This window comes from Allosediminivita pacifica, from assembly GCF_003054175.1.
Taxonomy (GTDB): domain Bacteria; phylum Pseudomonadota; class Alphaproteobacteria; order Rhodobacterales; family Rhodobacteraceae; genus Allosediminivita; species Allosediminivita pacifica.
In genome coordinates, this window is the sequence record NZ_QBKN01000002.1 from 114423 (window position 1) to 132330 (window position 17908).

Here is a 17908-nt window from a genome sequence, read left to right on the forward strand (position 1 = left end):
CGCACGCGGCGCCCCGGAATTTCGTTCTGCGGCTATTAAGCCCCGGACGCGGCAGCGTCAAGCCCCGGCATGACCGCATCGAGGTGATGTTCCAGCATCTCCTGTGCCGCTTCCGCCGCGCCAAGCCGCCCCGCGGCGACCTCCTCGGCCAGATCCGCCATGGCGGCACGCGCCCGCTTGGTCTCGAGCCGCGCCAGAAGCCCCTGCCGCACCTCCGATTCGAACCAGTAGCGCGCCTGCCCCTCGCGCCGCGCCGCGAAATGCCCGCTCTCGCGCCGCCAGTCGGCCAGCGCCTGCATTTCCTGCCACGCGGCCTCGAGCCCCGCCTCCTCCACCGCCGACACGGTCAGCGCCTTGGGGAAACCCTGCGGGTCCTGCGGACGCTTGCGCAAAAGCCGCAGCGCGCCCGCGTAATCCGCGCAGGTCCGCTGCGCCGTGGCCTTCAGGTCGCCGTCGGCCTTGTTCACGAGGATCATGTCCGCGATCTCCATGATCCCACGCTTCACGCCCTGCAGCTCGTCGCCCCCGGCGGGCGCCAGCAGCAGCAGGAACAGGTCCGACATTTCGGCCACGACCGTCTCGGACTGGCCCACGCCCACCGTCTCGATCAGCACCACATCGAATCCCGCCGCCTCGCAGAGGTCGATGGCCTCGCGCGTCCGCCGTGCAACGCCGCCAAGGTGAGACTGCGCGGGCGAGGGCCGGATGAAGGCGTTACGCTCCCGGCTCAGCCGCTCCATCCGCGTCTTGTCGCCAAGGATCGACCCGCCCGAGCGGGCCGAGGACGGGTCCACCGCCAGCACCGCCACCTTCAGCCCCTGCCCGGTGAGCATCATGCCGAAGGCCTCGATGAAGGTGGACTTGCCCACGCCGGGCGTGCCCGACAGCCCCACGCGCAGGGCCTCGCGCCCGTGGCCGCGCAGATGCGCCAGAAGCTCCCGCGCCTGCGCCCGGTGATCCGCGCGCCCGCTTTCCACCAGCGTGATGGCCCGCGCCAGCGCGCGCCGCTCGCCGTTCAGAATCCGCTCTGCAAGGTCTTTCGTGTCCATGGTCACAGTGATGCCCGCACGCGGCGCCGAGGTCCAGCATTGGCGTGCGGCTGGCCCAGCGCGCGGGACGCCTTCGGACCGCGCACGAAGCCCCCTGCGCGGAATCAAGGACATCAGCCCCGCCGCGCATCGCAGCCGCGCCCCCACGCGGCGGCGATTTGGTAAGGCTGGGCGCCTCGTGTCGAGGTCTTTCGAGGTTGCTGGCATAAACCGAGGGGATCAGCGGTCCGGATCGCCCCCGCGCGCGGCTGCCATGCGCGGCGACGCGAGAGCTCCACCCCAAAATGATTGGGGCCATACGCCCCGCCCTACCGGTCTAGCGCATACCCCTTCACCCCCGGAAAGACCGGCAACCACGGCTCCCGCCGCTCCATCCAGAGCTCGTAGTCCGGCACGAACACGCCCACCTCGTCCAGCGCCCCCAGATGCACCTCCACCTCGCCCGCGCTACGCGCAAACACCGAGGACCCGCAGACCGGGCAGAACGCCCGGCCCTTATAGCTGCCGACCTCGCCCGTCACCGTCACCGCCTCCTCCGCAAACACTGCCGCGACAAAGAACGGCGCCCCGTGGTGCTTGCGACAGTCGAGACAATGGCACAGCCCCACCCTGTCGGGCCGCCCCACGGCCTCGATCCGCACCGCCCCGCAAAGGCACCCGCCCGTCACCCGCTCCATCGCATCTCTCCCGTCGTGAATACCCAAGCCTGCCGCGCCGCAAGAACGCGCGCAACGCCTGCCACTCGCGCAACAGGTCCCCTCTCCCCCCCCGGGGGAGAGGGATAGGGCGAGGGGCGAGGAGCGCCCGGAAAACATGCCGGGGGCATGATTTCAGCGAGGAAGGGTCGGAGACCGGGAGCGCCCGGAAACCCTCACTGAGCCAAAAGTCCTGGGGACCGAAAAGGCGGTCACTCCGGGCGATACGCCAGTCATCCGCGCAGCCCGTCCCCTCCCCTGTTAGGGGAGGGTTAGGGAGGGGGCTTGGCAAGGACGTCGGCAGCAGACCGCACACCTGCCAAACGCAGGATTCCGCACCTCCGTCCCCCGAAATCGCCCCGCGGGAGAGGCCCCGTTGCACGGGACATTCCTAACTGACGGTTAAAACCGCCTCTGTAACCCATTGAAATTCGATACCCGCCAAACTGTCCCGGCCCGGGACACCCTCCCCGCTTTCCCCGCGGCCCGCCCCGGTCCATAACCCCGGCCATGAGTCGCCTGCCCATCGAAGACGCCCTGCCCGAGCTTCTCGCGGCCCTGAAATCCCGGGGCCGCGCCGTGCTGCAGGCGCCCCCCGGCGCCGGCAAGACCACCCGCGTGCCGCTGGCCATGCTCGACGCAGGCCTCGTCACGGGCCGCATCCTCATGCTGGAGCCCCGCCGCCTCGCCGCCCGCGCCGCCGCCGCCCGCATGGCCGAAACGCTGGGCGAAAGCCTCGGCCAGACCGTCGGCTACCGCATCCGGGGCGACTCGAAGGTCTCGAAAGCCACCCGGATCGAGGTGGTCACCGAGGGCATCCTCACCCGCATGATCCAGTCCGACCCCGAACTCAGCGGCGTCGGGGCCGTCCTCTTCGACGAGTTCCATGAACGCTCGCTGAACGCCGACCTCGGCCTCGCCCTCTGCCTCGAGATTGCCGGCGCCCTGCGCGAGGACCTGATCCTGCTCGCCATGTCCGCCACCCTCGACGCGGGCCCCGTGGCCGACCTCATGGACGCCCCCAGCGTGACCTCCGAGGGCCGCAGCTACCCCGTCGACACCCGCTGGCTCGACCAACCGCTGCGCAAGGGCACGCGGTTTGAGCAGGCCATGGCCGACCTCATCCACACCGCCCTGCAGGAGACCGAGGGCGGTGTCCTCGCCTTCCTCCCCGGCGAGAGCGAGATCCGCCGCACCGCCTCCGCCCTGCAGAACCGCCTGCCCAGGGACGTCCAGCTCCGCCCCCTCTACGGCGCGCTTCCCTTCGCCGACCAGCAGGCCGCCGTCCGCCCGGAAAAGACCGGCCGCAAGCTGGTGCTCGCCACATCCATCGCCGAAACCTCGCTCACCATTGAGGACATCCGCGTGGTCGTCGACGGCGGCCGCGCCCGACGTGCCCGCTTCGACCCCGGATCGGGCATGTCGCGGCTGATCACCGAAAAGGTCACCCGCGCCGAGGCCACCCAGCGTGCGGGCCGCGCCGGCCGCGTCGCCCCCGGCACCGCCTACCGTCTCTGGTCGAAGGGCGAGGAAGGCGCTTTGCACGCCTATCCCCCTGCCGAAATCGAGGCCGCCGACCTCGCCGGCCTCGCCCTGGAACTGGCCGCCTGGGGCGCCGCCCCCGACCAGCTGCCCTTCCTCACGCCACCGCCCGAGGGGGCCTATGCCGAGGCGCAGGTCCTGCTCACCATGCTCGGTGCGCTCGACGCCGAGCAGCGCATCACCGACCACGGCCGCGCGCTGGCCGGCCTGCCACTCCATCCGCGCCTTGCCCACATGTGCGCCGTGGCGGGCCCGGATGCCGCCGATCTGGCCGCGCTCTTGTCCGATCGCGATCCGCTCACAAATGCGCCCACAGACCTCACGCTGCGGCTCGAGGCCATCAACGATCCCAACCGCTTCGACGACCGCCATCCCTACGGCGTGAACCGGCAGGCGGCGAAACGCATCAATGCCGAGGCGAAACGCCTTGCCCGCACGGTGAAATCCGCCGGCGCCGGCCTGACACCCGCCCAGCACGCGGCGCTCGCCTACCCCGACCGCGTCGGGCTGCGCCGCAAGGGCGACGCCCCGCGCTATCAGCTCTCGGGCGGCAAGGGCGCCGTCCTGCCCGAGGCCGACCCGCTGGGCCAGGCGCGCCTGATCGTCGTCACCGACACCGACGGCAACCCGCGCGAGGCCCGCATCCGCCAGTGCATCCCTCTGTCCGAGGGTGAGTTGCGTGAGCTTTTCGCCAGCCAGATCGCCTGGCACGACATCTGTGAATGGTCCCGCCGCGACCGCCGCGTGAGCGCCCGCCAGCAGGAGCGCTTCGGCGCCATCGCCCTCGACGACCGCATCTGGAAGGAAGCGCCGGACGACATCGTGGCCCGCGCCATGCTCGACGGCATCCGCGAACTGGGCCTCAACCTCGCACCCGCCGCCCTGCGCCTGCGCGCGCGCGTCGACATCGGCCGCGACGCCGGGCTCGACCTGCCGCCCATGGACGACGAGACACTGATGGAGACGCTCGAGGACTGGCTCCTGCCCTTCCTCACGGGCGTGCGCAGCGCCGCCGACTGGAAACGCTTCGACGCCCTGCCCGCTCTGCGCGCGCGCATCGACTACGGCCAGATGCAGGCGCTCGACCGGATGGTGCCGGGCCGCTTCACCACGCCGCTCGGGCGCGAGATACCCATCGACTACTCGGGCGATCACCCGGAGATAGAGCTGCGCCTGCAGGAGCTCTTCGGCCAGACCACCCACCCGAAGGTCGGCGACACGCCCCTGCGGGTCACGCTGCTTTCGCCCGCCGGACGCGCCGTGCAGACCACCATGGACCTGCCAGGCTTCTGGTCTGGCTCCTACGCTGACGTGCGCAAGGACATGCGCGCGCGCTACCCCAAGCACCCCTGGCCCGAGGATCCGACACAGGCCGACCCGACCCTGCGCGCCAAGCCGCGCGGTCGCTGAGGTCCGGAAAACCCGCCTCCGGGCGAGGGCGCCGACGTGCTAGGCTGTCCCGGAGCCGACAGCACAAGGACCGGAGCGATGGAAAGCCTGAAGGTCACCTCCTGGAACCTCGAACACGCCGACAAGCTGCTCGACCGCCTCTCGGACGATGACGCCACCCGCAGGCGCCACGCCGAGGCGCGCGCCGAGGCCGTGACCGAGGAAATCGCGCGGCTCGAGGCCGACATTCTCCTTGTCTCCGAAGGCCCGCGCGGCGAGGCGCGCGCCACCGAGTTCTTCGCCCGCACCGCGCCCGGCTACCGCCTGATCACCCGCGGCGACGACGCGGCCTACGGCATGAAGGGCGGCAACAGCTTCACGGGTCGCCAATGGCTCTGGTTCCTTGTCCGGGACGAGAGCCCCATCACCGGCCAGCTGCTGCACCTCGACCGCTGGCAGGCGCTGACCGAAGCCGCCTCGGGCGGCGCCCACCGCGCCGGACGCTGGGAGATCTCCTATCCGAAGTGGGAAGATCCCGGCGACAGCGACGCGCGGCTGGAGTTCTCCATCCCGGAAACCCACGCCCACTGGCGCCATCCGCAGGTCCTGCAGGCCGAGATCGGCGGCAGCCTGATCGAACTGATCGGCTGCCACCTGAAAAGCAAATACAACGACGCCCGGGTCGAGGGTCACGCCAGCGACGCCGATTTCTTCGCGATGAACCCGCGGCTGGTGGCGGATCTCATCAAGGCCCGCGTCAAGATCTCGACCGAAGCTGCCGATGTCCGCCACTACATCGAGGCACGCTTCGAGGCGCAATCCGACGCGGCGATCGTGGTCTTGGGCGACCTCAACGACGGGCCCGGCAAGGAACGCATCGAACGCCGCTTCCTCTATCACGACCTCATCGGCGCGCTGCAGGGGGACGTCTTCTTCGCGCGGCGCTTTCTCAACCACGCGCTCTTCGACGCGCCCGATGGCGAACGCTGGTCGGTCCATTTCGAGGACGCCCTCGACCCCGGCCGCGATCCGCACATCCTGCTGGACCACATCCTCTTCTCCCAGGCCATGACCCGCAGCCACCGCGGCACCCGCGCCGCCTTCCTCGCCCGCCCCGGCGGGGGCCGGGTCGAACACCAGGTGCACCACCTCGTCACCTCGGCCCGGCCGAAATACGCCATGACGAGCGATCACAAGCCGGTCTCGATGATCTTCGACCAGGCGCCGCCCGCCTGAGCTTCTTCTTGGCTCAAATATTCCGGGGGAGTCGCGGCGCAGCCGCGACGGGGGCAGAGCCCCCTCCGTGCGCCCTCAGACGCCGAGGCACCAGCGCATGACGGCCTTCTGCGCGTGCAGTCGGTTCTCGGCCTCGTCCCAGACCACCGAGTTCGGCCCGTCCATGACCTCCGAGGTCACCTCTTCCTCGCGGTGCGCGGGCAGGCAGTGCATGAAAAGCGCGTCCGGCTTGGCCTGCGCCATGAGTTTCGCGTTCACCTGGTAGGGCCGCAGCATGTTGTGCCGCCGCTCCTTGGCGCTTTGCGCGTCATGCATCGAGACCCAGGTATCGGTGACGATCAGGTCCGCGCCCTCCACGGCCTTGGCCGCATCGCGCTCGATGGTGACGTTGACACCCTGGTTCCGGGCCCAGCCGACGAACTCCATTTCCGGGTCGAGTTGCACCGGTCCGGTGAAGGTGAAATCGAAGCCGAATTGCCCGGCGGCATGCAGGAAGGACGAGCAGACGTTGTTGCCGTCGCCCGACCAGACCACCTTCCTGCCCTTGATGGGCCCGCGGTGCTCCTCGAAGGTCAGCAGGTCCGCCATGATCTGGCAGGGGTGGGTGCGGTCGGTCAGCCCGTTGATCACCGGCACCGTGGCGTATTCCGCCATTTCCTCGAGCACGCTTTCGTCGAAGGTCCGGATCATGATCAGATCGACGTAGCGCGACAGCACGCGGGCGGTGTCGGCGATGGTCTCACCATGGCCGAGCTGCATCTCGCTGCCCGAGAGCACCATGCTCTGCCCGCCCATCTGGCGTACGCCCACGTCGAAGCTCACGCGCGTCCGGGTCGAGGGTTTCTCGAAGATCAGGGCCACCATGCGGCCCGCCAGCGGCTGGTCGTCGTCGGGCGCAGCCTTGGGACGGCCGTTGCGGGTGTCCTTCATGCTCCGCGCGCTGTCGAGGATGGCCCGAAGCTCGTCCCTGGGCGTCTTATGGATGTCGAGGAAATGGTTCATCTGTTTTTCTTTTCGTCTGGGCGGGGGCGCGGGTCCCGTCGGGGTCCCGCGAAGAGGGGGCTCTGCCCCCGCCGCGGCTGCGCCGCGACTCCCCCGGAATATTTGAGCCAAGAAGAAGCTTCAGGCGGGTTCGCGCTCCAGCGCGGTGGCGGCGGTTTCGAGACGGGTCACGGCCTCGGCGAGCTCGTCCTCGGAGATGGTCAGCGGCGGCAGCAGGCGGACCACGTTGTCGGCGGCGGGCACGGTGATCAGCTCGGCGGCATAGCCAGCCTTCACGACGTCGGCGGGCGCCACGCGGCACTTGAGGCCCATCATCAGGCCGATCCCGCGCACGCCTTCGAAGATGTCGGGATGCGCCGCGACGAGCCCTTCGAGCTTCTGGCGCAGGAATCCCGCCTTGCGCGAGACCTCCTCGAGGAAGGCAGGCTCGGCCACGTGATCCATGACCGCGCAGCCCACCGCGCAACCCAGCGGGTTGCCGCCATAAGTGGAGCCATGCGTTCCGGCCGTCATGCCCGAGGCGGCCTCGGCCGTGGCCAGCACGGCGCCCAGCGGGAAGCCGCCGCCGATGCCCTTGGCCACCATCATGATGTCGGGGGTGATGCCCGCCCATTCATGCGCGAAGAGCCGACCCGTCCGGCCCATGCCGCACTGCACCTCGTCGAGCACCAGCAGCAGGCCCTTCTCGTCGCAGAGCGCGCGCAGGGCCTTGAGCTCGGCATCGGGCATGACCCGGATGCCACCCTCGCCCTGCACCGGCTCGACCATGATCGCGCCGACCGTGTCGTCGATGGCGGCGTGCAGACCCTCTGTGTCGCCCCATTCCACGTGGTGGAAGCCCGGCAGCAGCGGGCCGAAGCCCTTGGTCATCTTCTCGGAGCCCGCCGCGGCGATGGCGCCGTTGGACCGGCCGTGAAAGCTGCCCGAGAAGGTCACGATGCCGGTCTTTTCCGTCTGGCCCTTCTCGTACCAGTACTTGCGGGCCATCTTGATCGCCAGTTCGGCACTTTCGGTGCCGGAGTTGGTGAAGAAGACCGTGTCGGCGAAGCTGGCCCCGACCAGCTTGTCGGCCAGCGCCTGCTGTTGCGGGATCTCGTAGAGGTTCGAGACATGCCAGAGCTTGTTGGCCTGATCCGTCAGCGCCTTGACCAGCGCCGGGTGGGCGTGGCCGAGCGCATTCACCGCGATGCCCGCACCCATGTCTAGGAAACGTCGTCCGTCCGCCTCGATCAGCCAGCTGCCTTCGCCGCTCTCGAACCGGAGCGGGGCGCGGGAATAAGTCGGCAGAACGGAGGGGATCATGTCGCTATCCTCGGGAAATGGAAGCCCAATGGGTGCCAAGGGCACGGGGGGCTGTCAAGTTTTCAGGGAGTATGGCACAGGCCTTCGTGCGCCGCGCGCAGGAAGCGCGGACGGAGATGCGAGATCAGGCTCGTCGGATGAAGGGGCCCTGTGTCATGCGCCCTTCCCTACACCGACCTGCCGCAAAGGCAAGCGGGAAATTCCCCCCTGCAAATTTCACCCCTGCAAAGGAGACGCCATGAGCGACGACATCTATTCCGGCCTCGAACAGCTCGGCCGGGACACGCCGCAGCCGCAATCCCCCGAGGAAGCGCGGCTCGAACGGGTGCCGAACCCGCAGTCGGACGTGGACTACTGCGTGCGCTTCACCGCGCCCGAGTTCACCTCGCTCTGTCCCATGACCGGCCAGCCGGACTTTGCCCACCTGGTTATCGACTACCTTCCGGGCGAGTGGCTGGTGGAGAGCAAGTCGCTCAAGCTCTACCTGACATCGTTCCGCAACCACGGCGCCTTCCACGAGGACTGCACCATTTCCATCGCCCGGCGGCTGACCAGCCTACTGGCGCCGAAATGGCTGCGCATCGGCGGTTACTGGTATCCGCGCGGCGGCATCCCCATCGACGTCTTCTACCAGACAGGCCCCGCCCCCGGCGGCGTCTGGATCCCCGAAACCGGTGTGGCACCTTACCGCGGGCGCGGCTGAGGCGCGGTGCGAAACTTTCCGCGCCCTGCGTCGTTTCCAATATGACTGAGGCCGGTACGCCCGGGTGCGCCCCGGACCATCCGGCCTTTTCGAGAGAGCAGGAACCGATGACGGGCGCCATGACCGAAACCACAGCAAAGTTCACCGACCTTGCCACCCGTGCCGCCGAGGGCGCGGGGTTTCCGACCGACAGTGCCGTGCTCTTCGGACGCGCGGCCGCGCGCCATCTGGCCGACGACGGCAACCCGCAGGCCGTGGTGCGCGCCCTGGGAGACAGCGGCGACAGCCCCGTGCTGCGCCTGCCGCTGGTGCTTGAGGACCTGCGCCGCGCTTCGGGCGCCATGAGCGGGGCGATCGAGCTGACCCTGCATCCCGACGACACCGAACTGGCGCTGGCCTACGCGCGGCTCGTCCCCCACGGCGCGGCCACGCTGGAAAACGCCCCGGGCATGCCCACCCGCCTGCGGGTCGAGCCCGGCGAGGGCGAGGCGCCCGCGCTTCCCGACCGGATCGAGGTGCCGAAGCCGGTGATCGAGCGCCTCACCGCGCTCGCCGTCCGCGAAGGCGTCAGCTGAGCGCGCTCAGCGCGCGAAGGGATCGTCCGGGTAGCCCACGCCCATGAGCGCCAGCCCGTCCGGCGGACAGACCGGCCCGCAGGCGGCGCGGCTTTTCGCCTCCAGAGCATGCTTCACGTCCACCGGCGCCCAGGCCCCAGCCCCAACCCGCTCCAGCGTGCCGACGATGGAGCGCACCTGATTGTGGAGGAAGGACCGCGCCCGCAGGAAGATGTGGATCTCGCGCCCGGCAAAGCCCTCCACCTCGGTCAGCGTCACCTCGTCCATGGTCTTGACCGGCGATTTCGCCTGGCAGATCGACGACCGGAAGGTCGTGAAATCATGGTGCCCAAGCAGATGCGCCGCGCCTTCGCGCATCGCCTCGATGTCGAGCTCGTGCGGCACCCGCCAGACCTGCCGCTTTTCCAGCGTCGGCGGCGCCCGCCGCACCAGGACGCGGTAGAGATACCGCCGCTCCACCGCCGAAAAGCGCGCATGCCAGTCCTCCGACACCAGGGCGCAGTCCCGTATCGCCACCGGCGCGGGCTTCAGGTGGTAATTCAGCGCCTCGGACAGCCGGAAGGGTGTCCAGTCCTTCTCAAGATCGCAATGCGCCACCTGCCCGCGCGCATGCACGCCCGCATCCGTCCGCCCGGCGGCGGCGATGGTGTGGTCGCGCTTTTCCAGCTTGGCGAGCGCGGCTTCGATCGCGCCCTGGACCGAGGGCTGATCTGCCTGCCGCTGCCAGCCGGAGAACGGCGTGCCGTCGTATTCCACGAGAAGAGCGTATCTTGGCATGGCGCGCGATCTAGCCTGCCAGGCCGCGCCGCGCAATCCACCCCCTCTGGCCACCACCGCGCCGAACCCCTATCTTCCCCCTTCAAGGGAACAAGGGGACGACATTTGGTCATCGGAACGCTTGCCGACACGCTCACCCGCGGCGTGGAGACCGTCACCGGCACCGTCAGCGAAACCTTCTTCGAGCCGGTGATCCGGCTCGGGGTCACGGGCCTGTCGCGCGCGGGCAAGACGGTCTTCATTACCTCGTTGGTGGCCAACATGCTCGACCGCGGGCGCATGCCGCAGCTCGCCGCCCAGACCGAGGGCCGCATCCTCACGGCCTACCTGCAGCCGCAGCCCGACGACACCATCCCGCGCTTCGACTACGAAACCCATCTCGGCGCGCTCACAGCACGCACGCCCCACTGGCCCGACAGCACCCGCGCCGTGTCGGAACTGCGCCTGTCGCTGCGCGTGCGCCCCACCGGGCTCATCGCCGGCCTGCAGGGGCCGCGGGTGATCCATATCGACATCGTCGACTACCCCGGCGAATGGCTGCTCGACCTCGGGCTGATGGACAAGGACTACGCCTCCTGGTCCGCCGACATGCTGGGCCGGCTCGACCACCGCCCCGAGGGGCCGAAATTCATCGAGATGGCCCGCGCCGAGGACGCCAAGGCGCCCTTCGAGGAATCCCGCGCCCGCCAGCTTTCCGAGGCCTACACCCGCAGCCTGCACGCCGCCCGCGACGCGGGCTTTTCAGACTGTTCGCCGGGGCGCTTCCTGCTGCCCGGCGAAATGGCCGGCAGCCCCGTGCTGACCTTCGCGCCCCTGCCGCCGCAGGACGGCGCCCCGCGCAAGAGCCTCTGGCGCGAGATGGAACGCCGCTTCGACGCCTACAAGTCCCAGGTCGTCCGCCCCTTCTTCCGCGATCACTTCTCACGCATCGACCGGCAGGTGGTGCTGGTGGACGCGCTCGGCGCCATCCACGCCGGCCCCCGCGCGGTCGAGGACCTGCGCCGCACCATGGCCGAGATCCTCTCGGCCTTCCGGCCCGGGCGCAACGCCTTCCTCAGCCAGCTGCTCATGGGCAAGCGGGTGGAGCGCATCCTTTTCGCCGCCACCAAGGCCGACCACCTGCACCACAGCCAGCACCCCCGCCTGACCGCCATCATGGAGGCGCTCATGCGCGATGCGCGCGACCGGGCGAGCTTTGCCGGCGCCCATACGCAGGCCATGTCGCTGGCAGCCCTCCGCGCCACGACCGAGGAAACCCTGCGCCACGAGGGCGCCGACCTCGACGTGGTGCGCGGCACGCTGCAGGGCGGCAAGCGCGCCGCCTTCTACCCCGGCGACCTGCCCTCGGATCCGAACGCGCTCCTGAACCCCGCACGGCAGGGCGAGGCCGACTGGCTCGGCGGCGACTACCGGATCATGAATTTCGAACCTCAGCCGCTCAGCCTCAAACCCGGCGACGGCCCGCCCCACATCCGCCTCGACCGCGCGGCACAGTTCCTGCTGGGGGACCGGCTGTGAGCCTCATCCTGCGCCCTGCCACCCCCACCGACGCCGGCGCCGTGGGCGCCATCCTGTCGGAGTTCGTCGACGACACCCCCTGGATGCCCCGCATCCACACCAGGGCCGAGGATCTCGCCCATGCCGGCGACCTCATCGCGCGAGGCTGGGTCACCGTGGCCGAGACCGATGGCGTGCAGGGCTTTCTCGCCCGCGACGGCGAGGACATACAGGCCCTCTACCTTACCGCACCCGCCCGCGGGCAGGGCATCGGCCGCGCGCTGCTCGAGGACGCCAAGGCCCGCAGCCCGCGCCTCCTGCTCTGGACCTTCGTCGCCAACGAGGGCGCCCGCCGCTTCTACGAACGGCACGGGTTCCGCGAGATGACCCGCACCACGGGCGACAACGACGAGGGCCTGCCCGACATCCGCCTTCTCTGGGAAAGGACCCACGCATGAGCACAAGCGACCGCCGGGGCCCCGTCCTGATTGACCTCGACGAGGAGAGCGCCGCCCCCCGCCCCGACGAGGCGCCGCCCATCCCCGACGACGACGTGGCCCCGCCGCCGCGCGGCCAGGCCATGGCCACCGTCGCCGCGCTCACCGCCCGCCGGCCCTCGCGGCTGTCCCGCTGGTTCTGGCGGCTGCTTGCCGCGCTGGTCACCACGTTGCTGTCGCTCGGAGCCTGGAACCTCGCCACCTCCCTGATCCAGCGCAACGAGATCCTCGGCTGGGGCGTCACCGCGCTCATCGCGCTCTTCGTGCTGGTGGTCCTGCTCATCGCCATCAAGGAAGTGGCCGTCTTCTACCGCCTCGCCCGCGTCGACCGCCTGCACCGCGACGCCACCCGCGTCCTGGCCGAGGCCGACCTCAAGGGCGCGCGCGACCTCACCGCCCGCCTGCACGACCTCTACAGCGGGCGCGAGGACACCCGCTGGGGCCGCGAACGCCTCAAGGAACGCCAGGACGAGATCTTCGATGCCGAGGGCCTGATCCACCTCTCCGAGGACGCCCTCCTCGCGCCGCTGGACGCCGCCGCCCGGCGCGAGGTCGAGGCCGCGGCCCGCCAGGTGGCCACCGTCACCGCGCTCGTCCCTCTCGCGCTCGCCGACGTGGTCGCGGCCTTCAGCGCCAACCTCCGCATGATCCGCCGCATCGGCGAGATCTATGGCGGTCGTTCCGGGACGCTGGGCAGCATGCGCCTCGCCCGCGCCGTCATGAGCCACCTCGTCGCCACCGGCGCCGTGGCCGTGGGGGACGACATGCTCGAGCCCATCCTCGGCTCGGGCCTGCTGGGCAAGCTTTCGCGCCGCTTCGGCGAAGGCCTCGTGAACGGCGCGCTCACCGCCCGCGTCGGCGTCGCCGCCATGGAGGTCTGCCGCCCCCTGCCCTTCTCGCGCAAGGCCCGCCCCTCGGTCCGCGCGATCATTCGCACCTCGCTCAGCGGCCTCGTCCCCGGCCAGAAGTAACGCGCCGCGCCCCCGGCTTCTTCTTGGCAGAAATATTCCGGGGGAGCGGCCGCAGGCCGCGGGGGCAGAGCCCACTTGCCGCCCTGCGCCCCGCACCGTCACTCGGGCCCTGACGCCGCCCCTGCCAGCCACTGCGTGAAGCGCGCCATGGCCGGGCTCACCGCCCGGTCCGAGGGCCAGGCGACGTAGTAGCGCCCCGCCGGTACCGTGATCCCGAAGGGTTGCGCCAGCCGCCCCTCGGCAAGCTGCCGCGCCAACTCGCCACCGGCTTGCGCGCCACGGCACACAGGCAGCCAGCGTGCACCATCCCCTTCCCCTGTCAGGGGGAGGGCCAGGGAGGGGGAGTAGGCTGTTGAGAGAGGGGCAGCGCAACACCGCGCCCCGGGCCGTGCAGCCCGGGACATCCCTAAGACCCGGTTAATCCGGATCCCCAAGTCCTTGATTTATATGACACCCCAAAATGTCCCGGCCCGGGACACCCCAGGACGGCCCTGCCGCCCGGGGTATCCGTTCAGCCCAGCGCCTCGTCGCAGCGGGCGCAGGTGTCGGGGTGGGAATGGGTGCCCACGTCCGGCAGGATCTTCCAGCAGCGCTGGCATTTCTGCCCCTCGGCCCGCTCGAAGACCACGCCCACGTTCTCGACCTCCGGCAGGCGGAAGGCCTCCTGCGGGGCCGGATCGCCGGTCAGGCTGATGTCCGACGTGATGCAGAGATCGGCGAAGTTCACCGTCTTCAGCGCCGCCAGCATGGCCTCGTCCTCGACGTGCACCACCGGCGCCGCCTCGAGGCTCGCCCCGATCACCTTCTCGCTCCGCTGCACCTCCAGCGCGGCCGTGACCGCCCGGCGGGCGCGGCGCACCATCTGCCACTTCTCCGACAGCGCCGGATCGCGCCAGTCGGCGGGCGTCTCGGGCATGTCCTGCAGGTGGATAGAGCTCTGCTCGCCCGGGAACCGCTCCAGCCAGACCTCTTCCATCGTGAAGACCAGCACCGGCGCCAGCCAGGTGGTCAGCCGGTGGAACAGCAGGTCCATCACGGTCCGGGCAGCGCGCCGCCGCTCGGTATCCCCGTCGCAGTAGAGCGCGTCCTTGCGGATGTCGAAGTAGTAGGCCGACAGGTCCACGGTGCAGAACTGGAAGACCTGCTGGAAGACGTGCTGGAAATCGAAGGCGCGGTAGCCCTCGCGCACCACCTCGTCCAGCTCCGCCAGCCGGTGGAGCACCCACTGCTCCAACTCCGGCATCTCCTCGCGGGCAACCCGGTCGCCCTCCTCGAAATGCGCCAGCGCCCCGAGCATGAACCGCAGCGTGTTGCGCAGGCGGCGATAGCTGTCGGCGGTGCCCTTCAGGATCTCGGGCCCGATCCGCTGGTCGGCGGTGTAATCCGCCTGCGCCACCCAGAGCCGCAGGATGTCGGCGCCGTACTGCTTGACCACTTCCTCGGGCACGATGGTGTTGCCGAGCGACTTGGACATCTTGTTGCCCTTTTCGTCCAGCGTGAAGCCATGCGTGACCACGTTGCGATAGGGCGCACGGCCGGTGGTGCCCACCGACTGCAGCAGCGAGGAATGGAACCAGCCCCGGTGCTGGTCAGTGCCTTCCATGTAGACGTCGGCGATGCCGTCCTTCGTCCCGTCGGGCCGGTCGCGCAACACGAAGGCGTGGGTCGAGCCGCTGTCGAACCACACGTCGAGGATGTCGAAGACCTGCACCCACTCGGAGGCGTCGTAGTCGTTGCCGAGGAACCGCTCCTTGGCGCCGTCCTTGTACCAGGCATCGGCGCCCTCGGCCTCGAAGGCCTCGAGGATGCGGGCGTTGACCTTCTCATCGCGCAGCAGGAAGTCCGGCTCGGTCGGCCGCGCGCCTTTCTTGACGAAACAGGTCAGCGGCACGCCCCAGGCGCGCTGGCGCGACAGCACCCAGTCGGGCCGACCTTCCATCATGGAATGCAGCCGGTTGCGGCCGGTCTTGGGCGTCCACTTCACCTGGTCGATGCAGGTCAGCGCGCGTTCGCGGATGGTCTTGCCGTTCTGGTCCTGCCCGTCGCCCACGGGCCGGTCGATGGCGGCGAACCACTGCGGCGTGTTGCGGAAGATGACCGGCGCCTTGGAGCGCCAGGAATGCGGGTAGGAGTGCTTGATCTTGCCACGTGCCAGCAGGCCTCCGACCTCGACAAGCTTGTCGATGACCGCCTTGTTGGCGTCGCCCTCCTTGCCGTTTGCCTTTAGGATGCGCGTCCCCCCGAAGAACGGCAGATCCTCGCGGAAGCTGCCGTCGTCCATCACGTTGTAGGTGATGACCCGGTCGAGCATACCGAGCCCGCGGTAGAGCTCGTATTCCTCCATCCCGTGCGAGGGAGCGCAGTGCACGAATCCGGTGCCCTCCTCGTCAGTGACGAAATCGGCGGCGCGGAAGTCGCGTGCATCGTCCCATTCGCCATTCGCACCCTCGACGCCCGCCAGCGGGTGCTGAAGCGTCAGGCCCGCCAGCTGTGCAGACGTCACGTCGCGCACGCGGCGCCATTGGCCCTCCTCCAGGCGCGCCTTGGCAAAGGTCTGCGCCGCCAGCTTGTCGGCCAGGATGAACCGCTCGCCCACGTTCGCCCAGCATTCCTCGGGCGTGCCGGTGACCTCGTACAGCCCGTAGGAGAAGCTTTCGCCGAAGACCACGGCCTTGTTCGAGGGGATCGTCCAGGGCGTGGTCGTCCAGATCACCACCTTGGCACCCACCAGCGCGTCGCGCGCCTCGGCCTTCGCTGCCGCAATGCCCTCGCGCTCCTCGTCGGACATCTCCTCGTCCGAGACATCCGCCTCGGGCAGGCGGAACTCGGTCACCGGGAACTTCACCCAGATCGTGAAGCTCTCCTTGTCGTGGTACTCCACCTCGGCCTCGGCCAGCGCGGTCTCCTCGACCGGCGACCACATCACGGGCTTGGAGCCCTGGTAGAGCGTGCCGTTCATCAGGAACTTCTGGAATTCCTCGGCGATCACCCGCTCGGCGTGGAAGTCCATGGTGAGGTAGGGATCGGCCCAGTTGCCGGTGATGCCCAGCCGCTTGAACTCGTCGCGCTGCACACCGATCCAGCCCTCGGCGAAGCTCCGGCATTCCTGCCGGAAGTCGATGACCGGCACCTCGTCCTTGTTCTTGCCCTTCTTCCGGTACTGTTCCTCGATCTTCCACTCGATCGGCAGGCCGTGGCAGTCCCAGCCGGGGATGTAGCGTGCGTCGTGACCCATCATCTGGTGCGAGCGCACGATCATGTCCTTGATCGTCTTGTTCAGCGCGTGACCGATGTGCAGGTGACCGTTGGCATAGGGAGGGCCGTCATGCAGCGTGAAGGGCGGACGGTCGCCTGCCTCTTCACGCAGGCGGTCGTAGACGCCGATCTCGTTCCAGCGTTCCAGCCAGCCCGGCTCGCGCTTGGGCAGACCCGCCCGCATGGGAAAATCGGTCTTGGGAAGGTTCAGGGTGTCTTTGTAGTCAGGCGTGTCGGCGCACATCGGGTGTGTCCTCGGGCGATACGGGAATTTCGGGTGAGGTCGGCGCGGCGGCGCATGCGCCTTTGTCCCGGCGGTCCGTTGTCAGGACGCCGGGCATGTAATTCGGATGATGATCGCGAAAAGGCCCATCATGGGCTGGGGTATAGACGCCGGGCGTCTGCACGTCCAGTGGGGGTGGAAACCCACCCGGCCGGTCCCGGACCAACGGAAAAATTGCAGGTCCTGCGGGACACGGCCAGGCGGGCTTGCGCGAAATCGAATGGGCGAAATGGCCGTAAGACGTCACCTCGGTACAATGAGGACAAACTACGCCGCGTAGGAACCTCACGTCAGTCGGGAATTCCTTACTTTTGCCCCAATTCCCTTCAGAGCGTGAACAGCGTTCCGACGACATAGGCGATTCCCGCCGCCGCCCCGCCGATGGCAAAGGTCTCGGCACCGGACCGCCACCATGGGCTGAGCGACCAGTGGCTCTTGGCGGCGCCGATGACGAAGAACCATGCCAGCGTCAGCAAGGCGGAGATCGTGAACGCTTTCGGGATCCCGAGCAGGAACGGCAGCAGCGGGATGAACCCCGACACGAGGAAGGCGCCGAAGGTCGCGAACGCCGCGCGCATCGGGTGCGGTTCCGTCGGCGAAACGCCGTATTCGCCCTCGAGCATCGTCGTGACCCAGGCCTCGCGACTGGCGGCGATCTGGTCGACGGCGGCGTCCAGCGTCTCACCATGCAGCCCCCGCTGCGACAGGATCTCGCGCAGTTCACGGCGCTCGCCCTCGGGAAAGCGATCGATGTGATCGATCTCGACCGCGCGGAGGCGGCGCATGTCATCGAGCTCCGCCTTGGTGCCCGAGTAGTTGCCCGCCGCCATTGAAAACCCGTCGGCAAAGACGTTGGCCAGGCCCAGTGCGACGATCACGAAGGGCGAAAGCCCCGCCCCCGCCACGCCCGCGACGATGGCAAAGGTGGTCACCCCGCCGTCGATCGCGCCGTAGATCATGTCGCGCAGGTGACTGCGCGCCGGCCCCTCGCGAAGGCGGTTGGTGATATCCTCGGGAGCGTGGGAATGGTCGGTTGGCTGGGCCACGGGGGTACCTCCTGTTGGCCGGGCTGATTGCGCGCGATAATGCCCGAGGCGCCCACCGGTTCAAGCCACGGTGGCGCCGCAGGCCTTGG

The 17908-nt window shown here is 69.3% G+C and carries 15 protein-coding genes; 7 read left to right on the top strand and 8 right to left on the bottom strand.

Annotated features, from left to right (window positions below; translation table 11 throughout):
• Positions 1-35: 35 nt before the first annotated feature.
• Positions 36-1049 carry a methylmalonyl Co-A mutase-associated GTPase MeaB gene (gene meaB, locus C8N44_RS02080; protein WP_107974510.1) on the bottom strand — a complete coding sequence of 338 codons (1014 nt, stop codon included), beginning with the start codon at positions 1047-1049 and terminating at the stop codon, positions 36-38.
• A gap of 308 nt (positions 1050-1357) precedes the next feature.
• On the bottom strand, positions 1358-1726 hold the full coding sequence (locus C8N44_RS02085; protein ID WP_107974511.1) for a GFA family protein: 369 nt from the start codon (positions 1724-1726) through the stop codon (positions 1358-1360).
• 528 nt (positions 1727-2254) lie between these two features.
• Between C8N44_RS02085 and hrpB the strand changes: the two genes are divergently transcribed.
• Entirely contained in the window at positions 2255-4696 is a 2442-nt protein-coding gene (gene hrpB, locus C8N44_RS02090; RefSeq protein WP_107974512.1) for an ATP-dependent helicase HrpB, read from the top strand.
• A 78-nt stretch (positions 4697-4774) separates the two neighbouring features.
• Positions 4775-5911, top strand: a complete 1137-nt coding sequence (locus tag C8N44_RS02095) for an endonuclease/exonuclease/phosphatase (RefSeq protein WP_107974513.1) — start codon at positions 4775-4777, stop codon at positions 5909-5911.
• Positions 5912-5986: 75 nt separating this feature from the next.
• On the opposite strand, the gene argF is transcribed toward C8N44_RS02095, so the two are convergent.
• Both argF and C8N44_RS02105 read right to left on the bottom strand, forming a co-directional pair.
• Positions 5987-6913 carry an ornithine carbamoyltransferase gene (gene argF / locus C8N44_RS02100; RefSeq protein ID WP_107974514.1) on the bottom strand — a complete coding sequence of 309 codons (927 nt, stop codon included), beginning with the start codon at positions 6911-6913 and terminating at the stop codon, positions 5987-5989.
• A 120-nt stretch (positions 6914-7033) separates the two neighbouring features.
• The gene (locus tag C8N44_RS02105) at positions 7034-8215 is read right to left on the bottom strand and encodes an aspartate aminotransferase family protein (RefSeq protein ID WP_107974515.1); all 1182 of its coding nucleotides are present in this window, start codon (positions 8213-8215) and stop codon (positions 7034-7036) included.
• A 238-nt stretch (positions 8216-8453) separates the two neighbouring features.
• On the opposite strand from C8N44_RS02105, the gene queF reads away from it, so the two are divergent.
• Entirely contained in the window at positions 8454-8918 is a 465-nt protein-coding gene (queF, locus tag C8N44_RS02110) for a preQ(1) synthase (RefSeq protein WP_107974516.1), read from the top strand.
• Positions 8919-9037: 119 nt separating this feature from the next.
• Positions 9038-9493 (top strand): hypothetical protein, encoded by a 456-nt coding sequence (locus C8N44_RS02115; protein ID WP_146178787.1) that lies wholly within the window; start codon positions 9038-9040, stop codon positions 9491-9493.
• A gap of 6 nt (positions 9494-9499) precedes the next feature.
• Here C8N44_RS02115 and truA read toward each other — a convergent pair whose 3' ends face one another.
• Positions 9500-10270, bottom strand: a complete 771-nt coding sequence (gene truA, locus C8N44_RS02120) for a tRNA pseudouridine(38-40) synthase TruA (RefSeq protein ID WP_107974518.1) — start codon at positions 10268-10270, stop codon at positions 9500-9502.
• A gap of 105 nt (positions 10271-10375) precedes the next feature.
• Between truA and C8N44_RS02125 the strand changes: the two genes are divergently transcribed.
• Genes C8N44_RS02125 through C8N44_RS02135 form a run of 3 tightly spaced genes read left to right on the top strand, consistent with a single transcriptional unit; the run spans position 10376 to position 13235 of the window.
• Positions 10376-11788, top strand: a complete 1413-nt coding sequence (locus C8N44_RS02125) for a YcjX family GTP-binding protein (RefSeq protein ID WP_107974519.1) — start codon at positions 10376-10378, stop codon at positions 11786-11788.
• The gene (locus C8N44_RS02130) at positions 11785-12225 is read left to right on the top strand and encodes a GNAT family N-acetyltransferase (protein ID WP_107974520.1); all 441 of its coding nucleotides are present in this window, start codon (positions 11785-11787) and stop codon (positions 12223-12225) included. The genes C8N44_RS02125 and C8N44_RS02130 overlap by 4 nt, the downstream gene beginning before the upstream one ends.
• Positions 12222-13235: a YcjF family protein gene (locus tag C8N44_RS02135; protein WP_107974521.1), complete on the top strand. Its 1014-nt coding sequence runs from the start codon at positions 12222-12224 to the stop codon at positions 13233-13235. Before C8N44_RS02130 ends, C8N44_RS02135 begins: the two co-directional genes overlap by 4 nt.
• Before the next feature lie 98 nt (positions 13236-13333).
• On the opposite strand, the gene C8N44_RS23095 is transcribed toward C8N44_RS02135, so the two are convergent.
• The 3 genes from C8N44_RS23095 to C8N44_RS02145 form a co-directional block, all read right to left on the bottom strand.
• Complete coding sequence (locus tag C8N44_RS23095; protein WP_158273987.1) at positions 13334-13492, bottom strand: type 2 periplasmic-binding domain-containing protein; 159 nt, start codon at positions 13490-13492, stop codon at positions 13334-13336.
• 254 nt (positions 13493-13746) lie between these two features.
• On the bottom strand, positions 13747-16734 hold the full coding sequence (gene ileS / locus C8N44_RS02140; protein ID WP_107974522.1) for an isoleucine--tRNA ligase: 2988 nt from the start codon (positions 16732-16734) through the stop codon (positions 13747-13749).
• Positions 16735-17099: 365 nt separating this feature from the next.
• The gene (locus C8N44_RS02145) at positions 17100-17819 is read right to left on the bottom strand and encodes a VIT1/CCC1 transporter family protein (protein WP_244640948.1); all 720 of its coding nucleotides are present in this window, start codon (positions 17817-17819) and stop codon (positions 17100-17102) included.
• Between the last annotated feature and the right edge of the window lie 89 nt (positions 17820-17908).